Genomic DNA, 12,074 nt, shown 5'->3' with positions numbered 1-12,074 from the left:
TCGCTCGATCGGCTTGACCATATTACAATATACACGTGTTAACGTGTATGTATAGATTATAGCGTTGTTTGTTTTGCTTTGTTCTGTCCTGCGGTCAGCGCCGAACGACTTTGATGCTAGAGCTCGAAGCTCACGCATCAAGTCGGGTGCTCGCAGTAGCGGCAGTGCCGCTTGGTGCTCCGCAGGCTTTCCCTCTTGGTGGTTGATGAGAATCAATTGTATAGGGAGGAAAGAAAGAGATAGAACCTTTGTCGTATACGAATGTTGGGAGAAGCTCTGAACGAAAGTTTGGGGCTTTTTTTGTTTTTAGGTATAATTCTGAATCCGATTTAAATTGAGAGAAGCCTTATGTCGAAAGATGTGGGGCTTTTTTTATGTCTGGAAAACAATTTGTAAATTCAAACTGGCACCCAAGTCAGAATGCGTTTCTGACGGAGACGGAGCAGGATTGCGGAGCTCGCCAGTCTGAACAGGATGTTCAGCTGGCAGGAGTCAGGAAAGCATTCTGCTGCTTTTTTTATGATTGCGGGACCGCAAAATCAGTTTGATTTCATCGAATGCCTGTAGTAAGCTCAGTTAGGTATTTTTTCGAATGGCATTTCAAAAGCTAGAAGATGTGTATATTGAGAAAAACAAACTTTTGACTCTGAACGATCGGCTAGAGTTCTTAGAGGAATACCGATTGCTTTTGCCCGAATCAGTTTTTTTAGAAAAGCAGAAACAATATTTGAAAGATTGGGAATCCATATCTGGAACTTAAAGTAACCCAAGTTTCATTAAAGCTATAATTTTAATCCTTATGTTCTTAAAAAAAATCCAAGATAAACTCTCAAAAGAAGGAATTCCTTTTGCTATTGTTGGTGGTTATGCAGTGGCAATCCATGGAGTTGCTAGGGGAACTTTTGACTTGGATGTGATAACGGAAATTAGTGAAGAAAATTTTCTAAAAATGGAATCGATCCTTGGATCCATTGGATTAAAATCTATCTTGCCAATTTCTGCGACGGAAATTTTCAGAAATTTAGAATTGTATCAAAGAGAAAAGAATCTGATTGCTTGGAATTTTGTAAATCCAGAGAGACAAAGAGAAAGTTTAGACATCATCCTTACAGAAGACATTCGCAATTGTAAAATTGAACAAGCGAAAACCGATTTCGCATCTTTGCCAGTAATTAGTTTGGAAGATTTAATACGAATGAAATCAAAAACAAACAGAGCCCAGGATATTGAAGATGTGAGGGCACTACGGAAGTTAAAACAAATTTAGAAGTTGGTTCTAAGTTCGATATAAATTAGGTTGAGTGACACCAAAAAGAGAAATTTTTGACCTATCCAAATAGATCGCTTTTCTTAATTTAGGAGGATATACACGAAGGTTTATTTTGCAAAAACAAATTGAAACGTTTTCAGATCTGAAATTAGATCGATCCATCCAAAAAGCAGTCGCTGAGACTGGTTATACAAAACCGACACCCATCCAAACGCAAGCCATTCCTTTACTTTTAGACAATCACGATCTGTTAGGTTGTGCGCAAACAGGAACCGGTAAAACCGCTGCTTTTGCTTTGCCTATGATCCATCATTTAATTTCTACGAGGGCAAAACCAAATCCAAAACAACCACGATCTCTTGTGTTAGTTCCCACTCGTGAGCTTGCCATTCAGGTCCATGAAAGTTTTGTTTTATATGGAAAATATACCCAAATTCGAACGGCTGTCATTTTTGGTGGAGTGGGACAAAATCCCCAAGCCAAGGCCATCGCTAACGGATTGGATGTGCTCATTGCCACACCTGGTCGCCTTGTTGATTTGATGAACCAAAATTTGGTATCTTTGAAAAATATCGAAATATTTGTGTTAGATGAAGCAGATCGGATGTTGGATATGGGTTTTATCCATGACATTCGTAAGATCATTTCGTACTTGCCGAAGCGCAGACAGAATTTGTTTTTTTCTGCAACGATGCCTCCTGAAATAGAAAAATTGGCAAACTCAATTTTGGTAGAACCCGTTCGTATCGATATAACACCTGTTTCATCGACAGTAGAACTCATTTCACAATCTGTGATGTATACGGAACTTGCAGATAAAAAAAATCTTCTGCTTCATTTGTTTAAAGATAAAAATTTTAAAAAAACCATTATCTTTACCAAAACAAAACATGGTGCCAATAAAATTTCGGAACTCTTAAACAAAAATGGAATCAAAACGGATGTCATTCATGGCAATAAAAGCCAATCAGCTAGACAAAGAGCCTTAGAAGATTTTCGTTCGGGAAAAAACAGAGCCCTTGTTGCAACCGATTTGGCCGCTCGAGGGATCGACATCGATGACATCACCCATGTCATTAATTATGAAATTCCGTATGTTCCTGAAACCTATGTACACCGAATTGGTCGTACGGCACGGGCAGGGAAAAATGGAATTGCCATTGCCATCGCAGAGGCAGACGAAAGATCACTGATCAAAGACATTGAAAAAGTAATTGGAATTTCGATCCCAGTGGATCGGGACCATCCTTACCATGCAGCGCAAGTAGAATCACATACAGGCAAGGCTCCCAAAATCCATGGATCAGGAGGAGGTGGCAATCGAGGGCAAAGGCGTTCCTCACAATCGGGAGAGAATCCTTCTGGCCGTAATGCGAATTCACAAAAGAACTCCAAACAAAACTCACATCGAAATAAAGGGCAATCGGAAAAGAGAAAGCCAAGTGATTTAGGCAATCGATCTGAGCCTAAAAAATCATCTCCGAGTGCAAAAAAATCACCGAAAGCAAAAGGGTCACGATTTAGGTAGTGATACTTTCTATGCGGAGAAATCCATCGATTACACATTTTTGTGATATTTCAAATCAAATGGAATTGTTCCCTGAATCACAAATCCAACTCCCACTTATCCCCTTATCCCAAGTTGTTTTTTCCAACTCTTGGCATGAGCCTTGCCGTATTTGTATCCGATATCCACTAGTTCGTAAAATTTCTTCCAATCGAAAAGCCCATATTGTTCCACAGGCAACTCAGCAAAAATATCTGACTCAGCTTTTGCTTTCGCTTTTGCAGCATCAGAAGCGACGAAAGTGGCACGCATCAGTAAACTCAAAAGGTTGGGGACGTCTTTTTGTATTTGTGTTTTGCCAATGATTCGTTTGAATAACATTCGTAGGGCTGACGGTAGCGCTCCAGAATTGTTTTCTTCATAAATAGCACTGAAGATTTCATCTGCAGTGGCATCACCTTCTGAAGAGAGTGCCACAGAAATCACAAAATCAGCACCCCTCTCTCGCATCACAGCCCCTGGAATGTTGTCAAGCATGGCTCCATCAACAAGGAGTTCGTTCTTTTCGTAGAACGGAGGTAAGATGCCTGGAATCGATGCAGATGCACGTAATGCTTTCCAAACAGGGCCACGGTCAAAGATCACTTTCTGAGATTTGGTCAGACTTGTTGCAACGGCAAAATAAGGTAACCACAGATCTTCAATCATCCGATTCCCAACAAAGTTTTTGATCACGGTATTAAATTTTTTACCACGAATGAGTGACACAACAGGTACCGTATAATCATTCAGTGTTTTTTTGTCGCTCATGAGGGCTTTCGCGACACGTTCTAAACCTTCTGCATCGTAACCCATCGCATAGATACTTGCCATAAGAGCACCGGCACTTGTGCCACCAATCATGTCGATGGGTATGTTTTCTTCTTGCATCGCTTTCAAAAGTCCGATATGGGCAAGGCCTTTTGCTCCACCACCACCTAATGCAAGTCCTACGGAGCGACCCGTGAGAAAGCGAGTAAGGCTTTCGAATCCATGGTTACTGTAAGTGCGGATATGCCTTACTGAACTAATTTTTCTAATGCGTGTTAGGTTTGCAGTATTCGTTGGTCTTTCATTAGGATTGGAATAAAGTAAAACAAGTTCTCGTATTGGGCCAAAATTTTCTTCGCTATCACCAAGGAAACGGATCTCTTCTGCTGTAAGTCCGCCAGTTCTATGTGCTTCACTTAACAGCAAAATTCGATTGGTATGATGTAGAATTGTTTCTGTCCAAAGTTTGTCTTCAAAGTCTGGACAAAGGATTAGGAATTCATGTGAATCCTGGATTTGATACAGTGATTCAAGTAAATCGGCAACTGCATATTCACGATTGCCAATGCGTTTTTTGAAATCACGGCTTTCGAGGATTGCAGTCCTTCCCAATTTTTTAAGTGCTTGTGAAAGGTTTTGGGCAAAACTACGAACTGAGAGATCCTTCTGTAAAGGAAAAAGTGTGATGATGCTCCGAGGCTGTTTCGGCATTCGTTTGCCCATGCGGTCGTTTGTAAAACGTTCTGCAATGAGTTTGGTGATTGCATACATGCTAGGAGGGTGTTTAGAAAAAACTGCTTCAAATGCTTTTGTGCTGATTTTCACAATCTCACAAGAAAGTGTGGCAACCACGGTAGCAGTCCGCGGTTCACCTGTTAGGAGTGCAATTTCACCAATGAGATCACCTTTCGAAAAATGACCAGTAGAGACAATGGTGTTCTCATGGTTTCTCACTTCATACACGAGACTTCCATTCACGACAACATACATCCCATCCGCTTTGTCGCCCTGGCGCATAAGCGTTTCACCACCAGGTAGGAAGATCCATTCCATCTCTGGTTCTAGTTCAGAGATGAGTTTTGGACCCACTCCGCTAAACAATGGTACAGATGATATGAGTTCTTTGATGCGCCTTGGTTCAGGACGGAAAACACTGCGATGCAAAGCGCGTGACCTACGGCTTATCAACTTCACAAAAGCATTCAGTTCTTCTCCACGATCTTTGAAGGCTTTTTTGAACTCTTCTCTTCCAATGCGGTAAACAGTACCTGATTGGTCGCAGACGACTGTGGCATTGCGAGGTTCATCCGTCACAAGAGCGCCTTCACCAAAACAACTGCCAGGTTTGATTTCACCAACTTTCTCTTTTTTTCCAGCAGATGTTACATACACACTAAAACTGCCAGTCGCAACAAGGTAGAGAGCGTCACCATGTTCCCCTTGCTTCACCACAATCTTTTTCTTTGGAACTTTTACTTTAACGAACGACCTTGCTAAGTGTTCTTTCGTTTCTGCTGAGAGGTTCAGGAATAAATCAGTACCTGAAATGATTTCTTTGATCGATAGGGCAGTTGGCTTTGACCACATAAATATGTAAAAACAGTTGTTAAGCGATTGAATTCCCAAAATTCAATTGGGGTCGAAACCATCGCCGCACTTTGACGATCATGCAAAATAAAGTGTTTTGATGGCGAATCTATTTTTCCCAATCCAATGCATAAAACCTGGCCGGAGGATTTTGGATGAGGGTAAGGATTTTTGCGTTTGTAAGACTTGCAAGACCTGCAAGGCCTAATGCACGGAAAGGACTCTTTCGGGTGATCCGCTCTGGAACAGTTTTTTTGGATCATTCCCTTACGAAAGAGACTGATCCTTCTACCTGATTTCTGTCGTATCTCCATGACAAAGCATAAGGATTTGCACGAAAATGTCTATTTTTATATGTCATTTATTTGTCTAACAGATATAATTATGGCATTTGTAATAATATTTGACACAAAAAAGGCAAATTTGTAAAGGTGGATCAAATTGAAAGGGAGTATCAGATGAAAATTACAATTAACCTAATGATGGCCATGCTGTTTGCGACAAGCATAAGCGCCGAAACTTACACCGTGTTCATTCACGGGAAATCCAGTAAAAACCACAACGGGGTGGGAACAACCGATGTAAACAGCTATTGGGGGACAAACGCCAATGTGGTTTCGGGTTCGAAGGTATTTATTGGATACGACGGAAGTACGGATCCAAGAACGTTTGGAGCTGCGAGAGCCCAAACCAATATTTCAACTGGTCTCACAAATTATTGTAAGGGATCAAATACGTGTAAGGTGGTATGCCACTCTGCAGGATGTTATGCGATTGAATATTGGCTTGCGAACTTGGGTGATACAACAACTGCAAAAGGATTCAATATCACAAAAGTAACGGCTCTTGCTGCTGCTTCCGGTGGTTCTGAACTAGCAAATTTAGTTGGTGGATCAGGAAACGCGATGGATCGTTCCCTGGTTGTGACAACTGCTCGTGGGGCATATAATCACAATTTGACGGCTTCGGTTCTTGTGAATCATGTTCCTGGATATAAAACTCGATTTGGTTCATCGTTTATCTTACCGGGTGCAGATGACTACGCAGTTGCGTTCCACTCTGCTTGTGGGTACAACCGCGCGGGTGGCCTCGACAAATGCCAATCCTCTTTTGTGAGTGGGCAAACAACTTACACACAATTTGAAGGGCATGTAAGAGCTCCGTCCTTAACTTCTGCTGGGTTAAATAAAAATCATAGCGAGATCATGAACGAAGGGAATCGATAAATTTAATTACGTTTCTTTGGGTTCGGCGAAGTTTTTCGCCGGACCTAGTTGGAATGATGAGATTAGTTTATGTTTTCTAAATCCACGAACGAATACCCACCTTTTGGCCTTCTCTGGTATTCTGAAAGGGATCCTGCAAAAAATAATTTGTTTTGGTTGGGAAATATTGTGTAAATTGTTCCCATTGAATAGGGATTAAATGATAAAATTTCTCGTTTGGAGAAATCATATAACACAAATCCTTGTTGGTTTGTACCATTTACACTGGTAAATGAGCCACCAATTCCCCCTTTCCCATTTTCACATACCCCCAAAGCGTTCACATTGCTATCAAAACTCAGATTCGGACTGAGATAAGTTCCATTACTCATATCGATGGCACCAAACCTTGAACTGGGAGTGACTCCATAATTTGTAAAAGTCCCACCGAAGAATAGTAGGTTATTTACCACTCCTAAAGAGTTTACGTCGCTATTCGGAAATATTGTCGCAGAAGGATAATTGAGATTGGAACCAGAGGCAATGCTCACGGCACCCAGTCTTTGGGCAGTAAAACCACCAATGTCATTGAAAGACCCACCGATTATGAGTTTATCTCCCAATGGTAAAATGGTTTTTACGAGATCACTTACATTGGGGTTCCAACTGTTGAGTGTTCCGTCTAACTTAGGGTATCTGGCGATTCGGTTACGGATTTGCCCGTTGGCAGTAGTGAATTGGCCCCCTGCATAAACAAAACTACCATCGGTTTTGATGGTTTCCACCACACCATCGAAACTAGGTGACATACCTTCTAAACGATTGGTTTTTAAATTGTAGGCAAAAAACCTGACTCTACTTTCTCCGAAAGCTTGGGTAAAATTCCCACCCACATAGAGGACATCTCCATCTAAGTGAAAGCTGGCAATCCCACCATTCACACTCGGTACGAAATCGGTTGGTTTCCCTGTGACTAAATCGATTGAGCCAAATCCATTCCGATTGACGACGTTCACACTTGTAAAATCACCTGGCACCAATACCCTAGATCCATCATTCGAAAAAGCCATCCTTCCATATGGAAATGAGAAAACAGAAATAAACCTTGGGTTCCAATCTGTCAGAACGCCTGTTAGTGGATCGATTGAAAATGCATTCCTTCTTTCTTGGCCGAAGATGGTAGAAAAACTTCCAAGAACATAAAGTTTGCCATCTTGTATGGCCATATGTGAAATCGTTGAAGATGCATCTAACGATAAGTTTTCGGAACTCACAATTCCATTTGCATTGTCGACAACGGCAAAATAATTTCTGCTAGAACCACCGATTGTCGTGAAAAAACCTCCCAAATACACTTTATTTTGGTAATAAACGACTATCTCAACAGTGGAATTGGGATTCGGGTTCCACGATGTGACATTCCCGTTCATGTCGAAGGCACGTGCAGTGAAATTGCTAGCAATGGTAAAGTTTCCACCAGCAAAGATTACTTTATTCCCTAAGCCATTCACTCCGAGAGATATCCCTCTCACATCTCCTGCGGTAATTCCTGCATTGAAACTTGTGATGGTTGCGCCCGTATCATAAGTGACCTTTGCCAATCTTCCGAATCCACCACCGTTTAAATTGGAAAATGCACCTGCAAGGAAAAGTCCATCTGTATCTTCTGCAAACGTATAAACCGGTCCATTTGTGGAAGCTGTCCAGTTTAAATCCAATTCACCTGTGATCCGGTTTACAGCTGCCAAGTAGTTTTTTGCCACTCCATTCCAAACCGTAAAATTACCTGCGATATAAAGTTTTTCGCCAACTAACGCTAAATCATTGATGAGAACCGAGTTACTTCCGGTTCCGACATTAAAGTTTGTATCGATTTGGCAATCGGATTTGATATGAATTAGGCTTTGACGGTTTTGGCCCTTTGCATAGGTGAAGATTCCACCGATATAAAATCCATTTTCACCATCAGGTATGGCAACGGTTGCACTGGAAAGGATTTCCAGATAAGGGCAGGACTCATATGGCACCAACTGTCCGTTAGTTGTATTCAGAATTGCCGCAGCACCGGTGTTTGGTCCAAAATAGGAAAATGTTCCACCGAGGTAAACCTTGTTATCGTGAACGGCAAGACCTAATATTTCCACGTTACTGGGGTTTGCATCATGGACCCCCCAAAGGTCCAATGGGACTTTGGGAAATCCTGGCAAACAAGAAGGAGAACTGTCTTTGACTAAAAAACGAAGTATGGTGCCAGTCAGGTAGGATTTTGAATCTGGGTCACATGGATTGGACAATTCTCCTGGTTTACATGAGACCAAACAGAACACAAAGAAGAGAACTAGAGTTTGGAAATAAATTATCATCCGCTCTCTTGCATTAGAGAAATGGAATGGTTCTTTTATCAATTCTTATTTTGATTTTCATTTGCGTTAGGGATCCGGAGGGCTTGGTCCGAAGGACGGAAGCGTGAGCGTACCCCGGAGAGAGCCCGGCCCCGTGGGTGCATTCAGTTTGGAATCCAAACCAATTGGGAACGCGCAAACTTTGGTAAACTAGTTGGCCACACAACGAACAAAGAGTGAGTTTGTCTTTGCATTTACATCAAAAATATTATTCAAGGTAGTTGTAAAATTGACATACCATGCACTCGATGTACCCGATGCATTCGTTGTCGATGTCCAATAATAACCTGCTACTGTGGCAATGGTATTGGGGAAATTTGTTTGGTCAATGGTTGGGCCAGTTGATTTTGTATAATCATACAAACTGATTAGTTCATTTCGATTGGGTAATCTCCAAGATTTCGAACCTAAAGAGAGGGAACTACAATAAATGATTGCGGAACTCCAATCGATAGCAGTTGCTGTGCCAGAACAAGTGGCATCGTTATTTTGACCGTAAGTGCATTTTTGCCAAGAACGGACACCTCAACCTTTGGGAATTGATTCACTTGGCACACTCGTTCTCTTGGCAAAACGTTTGTATGGGAAATTCCAATTGATTGGTGACGAATTCGAATGTATCCCTCCCATACCGCGTTTCCATTTCAAAAAGAGAATTCAAAAAAATAGAAACAGGTTTCTTGTGACTCGGAATTTCAAATTCGAAATTCACTTGTTTTGGATCCTCGATTTCTGGATGAAAAATGATCCCCGCTTTAGACCGAACCTTGTTATTGCCGATGGTTTTTGCCCTTGATTTGAAGGTCCTTGAAAACGAGTCCGCAACAAGGGCCAAAGAAATTTCGTCGATCCCTTCATACAAATTGATCCCAGCGGTTTCATGGTTCCAAACGAAACTCATATTTTTGGCCGCTACGAGGTAGTGTTTCCAATCAAAGCCAAAAACATCGGTTTGGTGATGGGCGCCCCAGTCAGAAATTCCAATTTCAATTGCTACTTCGTTTGCTTTTTTTCTACCGGCAAGTGTTTCCACTAAGGCAATCGATATCGGAATGGATGCGGTCACACCTGTTGTTGTGATGGTGTTTTGGTTTTGGACATACCTTTTATTCTTTTGCCAAATGGTAGTGGGAAAGTTTTTTTGTAATCCATCCAAGGAATACCAATGGCCTGTTGCCCTTTGGTCTTTTAAAAGTCCCGCATACCCTAAGGTCCATACGCCGTCACAAATTCCAACGATGGTTGCTCCCTTTTGGGATTGGTTTTGGATCCATTGGATGATGGTTTTATTTTCAGAGTGATGGAGAGCTGGGACAATGACAATGTCAGACCCTTCTGGGTGGAGGAGATCAAAATCAGTAAGAGAGGTTTGGATGCCAATGGAGAGAGTGGGGAACAGTTTCATTTCTCCAGTAACAGGCGCTAATGCAAAAACCTTCGCAACATTCGATCGTTTGAGGATTGCATAAGGGATTACAAAATCAGTGAGCTCGGTGTATTGGTTTTCGCCAATGACTGCTATGACTGGCAATCTATGGTTTTTTTTGACGAGAATTCGATTTAAATTTTTAATGTTTGAAACAGTAGATGGGGAAGGTGTTGGCTTCGAAACGAGACGACTGATTACGAGGAAGATGGAAAGGATGATAAGGGAATTCTTAAGTGATCCTTTCGAGAGAAAACTTTTCTTTTGGTGAGGTAAGGTTCGGTTCATCCTTCTAGTATCATCGAAATTTTGTTACCTGTCGTCCGTTTGGATACAGAAGGAATCAAAAAAAACAGTTTTTAACTAAAAAAAATGGACAACCAATCTTTTACGCCTTCCCATTGGAGGATGAATTTGATTCCAATCATGGGAGCAGTGATTTCTTTTATTTTAGCGATCTCTTACTGGATTGAAAGGATTCAAACCCAATCGAAAAAAGACCAAAAGATCACTCAATCTGCTATCAAACTTTCTCCTCCATCTGTTTTGTTTCTTTGTTTAACCCTTTTGCAGTTCCATATTTATTTAGAAATTTCGAACGAAATGAATGCCGTCCCAAGTTTTTATGGAACTCATATTCCAATCCTTTATTTAATTGGACCCATCAGTTATCGATTCTTTGAAGAGCTTAGCGGAAAAAATTTCAATCAATTGCGAGCCTTCCATTATTTGCCATTTGCATCGAGCATTCCTTTTTTATACTTTTTGAAATCCAATGGATTATTGGATCCAAAGGAAATGTTTATGAAGCATGACGAAGTCAGCTCTTATGATTTTACCTTTCTCTTACTCGGGATGGGTGTCCTTTCTATCTTTTTTTATACCTTATCCATTTTCTTCAGAGTATTACGTTGGAAATTGCAAGGGAAAGGCAGTGTCGAATCTTCCTTCCGGCCATTTGTGTTTTTAATCCTGTATTCCCTTTTTGTTTTGGTTTTGTTTGTTTTGGCACAATGGGCGTATATGGAATTGTTTTTTCCTGCCTGTTTTGCATTAACAAGTTTATTATTTGCAATTATCGTATTGAAATTGAATGGGAATGGCTTCCTTTCAAATTTTAAAACGGAATTCCGAGAGGCTCGCTACAAAGAAAGTAGAGTGAAGGGAATTGATGTTCCTTCTGTTTTGGAACGATTGGATGGATTGATGCAGGTCGATCGAATGTATTTGGATGACCGGTTGACTTTGGTTTCTGTGGCAAAACGGTTGGATATCACATCCCACCAACTTTCTGAAATATTAAACACAAAGTTAGGTACATCCTTTCGGAATTATACCAATCAATTTCGGTTGTTAGAAGCTAAAAAACTGCTTTTGGAGCGACCTGATATGGCCATCATCGCGATCATTTATGCATCTGGTTTTAATTCAAAATCTTCATTCCATAAACTCTTCCAAACTCATTTTGGAACTTCACCTCAAAACTATCGACTGAAAAGAAAAGAGAATATGAAATCAAAATCATAAGAATGCATTGGATTTTTGAATGGTTCGGCTAATTCCTGTTTCATCAATAATGATCAATTGATTGGCGTATTGATTTACCACTCTTCCTTTGATCACTCCACCAGATTTGAGTAGAACATTGGTCGAAAAAACTGCCGAACTTGATAACAAATAGAATACGGAAAAAATAAATAGGCGTAAAAGCAATTGGACCTCGATCGGATTTTTCCTTAACGTTGGAATTCGATTAAAAATACAAAAATTTAAAATTTGGAAAAGAAAAAAAGAAAATTCGGTTCAATCTTAGCAATGTTAAATTTTCATCAATTCACCGCTAGGTTAAAAAAAATCTTGCAATCCA

8 protein-coding genes and 1 pseudogene are annotated in these 12,074 nt (G+C 40.7%); 4 read left to right on the top strand and 5 right to left on the bottom strand.

Going from position 1 to position 12,074, the window contains the following annotated elements; genetic code table 11:
• Positions 1 to 799: 799 nt before the first annotated feature.
• Positions 800 to 1,267: a DUF6036 family nucleotidyltransferase gene (locus tag EHQ62_RS02355; protein WP_135640634.1), complete on the top strand. Its 468-nt coding sequence runs from the start codon at positions 800 to 802 to the stop codon at positions 1,265 to 1,267.
• A 115-nt stretch (positions 1,268 to 1,382) separates the two neighbouring features.
• Positions 1,383 to 2,798 carry a DEAD/DEAH box helicase gene (locus EHQ62_RS02350; protein ID WP_135640633.1) on the top strand — a complete coding sequence of 472 codons (1,416 nt, stop codon included), beginning with the start codon at positions 1,383 to 1,385 and terminating at the stop codon, positions 2,796 to 2,798.
• A 96-nt stretch (positions 2,799 to 2,894) separates the two neighbouring features.
• Here EHQ62_RS02350 and EHQ62_RS02345 read toward each other — a convergent pair whose 3' ends face one another.
• A complete protein-coding gene (locus tag EHQ62_RS02345) occupies positions 2,895 to 5,174 on the bottom strand; it encodes a cyclic nucleotide-binding domain-containing protein (RefSeq protein WP_135640632.1) in 2,280 nt (759 codons plus the stop codon).
• Between the two features lie 458 nt (positions 5,175 to 5,632).
• Between EHQ62_RS02345 and EHQ62_RS02340 the strand changes: the two genes are divergently transcribed.
• Positions 5,633 to 6,400, top strand: coding sequence for a hypothetical protein (locus tag EHQ62_RS02340; protein WP_135640631.1), 768 nt, complete (start codon positions 5,633 to 5,635; stop codon positions 6,398 to 6,400).
• A 62-nt stretch (positions 6,401 to 6,462) separates the two neighbouring features.
• Here the strand turns inward: EHQ62_RS02340 and EHQ62_RS02335 are convergent, their stop codons facing one another.
• The 3 genes and pseudogenes from EHQ62_RS02335 to EHQ62_RS02325 all read right to left on the bottom strand — a co-directional run bounded on the left by EHQ62_RS02335 (position 6,463) and on the right by EHQ62_RS02325 (position 10,495).
• On the bottom strand, positions 6,463 to 8,742 hold the full coding sequence (locus EHQ62_RS02335; RefSeq protein ID WP_135640630.1) for a hypothetical protein: 2,280 nt from the start codon (positions 8,740 to 8,742) through the stop codon (positions 6,463 to 6,465).
• 189 nt (positions 8,743 to 8,931) lie between these two features.
• Positions 8,932 to 9,282 (bottom strand): annotated as a pseudogene (locus EHQ62_RS18525) (Lcl C-terminal domain-containing protein); the annotation flags it as partial.
• A gap of 43 nt (positions 9,283 to 9,325) precedes the next feature.
• Positions 9,326 to 10,495 (bottom strand): DJ-1/PfpI family protein, encoded by a 1,170-nt coding sequence (locus tag EHQ62_RS02325; protein WP_135640628.1) that lies wholly within the window; start codon positions 10,493 to 10,495, stop codon positions 9,326 to 9,328.
• Positions 10,496 to 10,615: 120 nt separating this feature from the next.
• Here EHQ62_RS02325 and EHQ62_RS02320 point away from each other — a divergent pair, with 120 nt between their 5' ends.
• Entirely contained in the window at positions 10,616 to 11,734 is a 1,119-nt protein-coding gene (locus tag EHQ62_RS02320; protein WP_135640627.1) for an AraC family transcriptional regulator, read from the top strand.
• On the opposite strand, the gene EHQ62_RS18805 is transcribed toward EHQ62_RS02320, so the two are convergent.
• Entirely contained in the window at positions 11,729 to 11,920 is a 192-nt protein-coding gene (locus tag EHQ62_RS18805; RefSeq protein ID WP_425269515.1) for an LA_0442/LA_0875 N-terminal domain-containing protein, read from the bottom strand. The two genes, EHQ62_RS02320 and EHQ62_RS18805, sit on opposite strands and share 6 nt — an antisense overlap.
• Between the last annotated feature and the right edge of the window lie 154 nt (positions 11,921 to 12,074).

The sequence above is a fragment of the Leptospira jelokensis genome, from assembly GCF_004769635.1.
GTDB classification, from domain to species: Bacteria; Spirochaetota; Leptospiria; order Leptospirales; family Leptospiraceae; genus Leptospira_A; species Leptospira_A jelokensis.
This window is presented reverse-complemented; position numbering and strand designations above follow the sequence as displayed.

Bases quoted from the DNA above. Each gene is read 5' to 3' on its own strand.
- EHQ62_RS02340 (WP_135640631.1), top strand. From the start codon at position 5,633: ATGAAAATTACAATTAACCTAATGATGGCCATGCTGTTTGCGACAAGC.
- EHQ62_RS02335 (WP_135640630.1), bottom strand. From the start codon at position 8,742: ATGATAATTTATTTCCAAACTCTAGTTCTCTTCTTTGTGTTCTGTTTG.
- EHQ62_RS02320 (WP_135640627.1), top strand. From the start codon at position 10,616: ATGAATTTGATTCCAATCATGGGAGCAGTGATTTCTTTTATTTTAGCG.
- EHQ62_RS02355 (WP_135640634.1), top strand. From the start codon at position 800: ATGTTCTTAAAAAAAATCCAAGATAAACTCTCAAAAGAAGGAATTCCT.
- EHQ62_RS02325 (WP_135640628.1), bottom strand. From the start codon at position 10,495: ATGAACCGAACCTTACCTCACCAAAAGAAAAGTTTTCTCTCGAAAGGA.
- EHQ62_RS02345 (WP_135640632.1), bottom strand. From the start codon at position 5,174: ATGTGGTCAAAGCCAACTGCCCTATCGATCAAAGAAATCATTTCAGGT.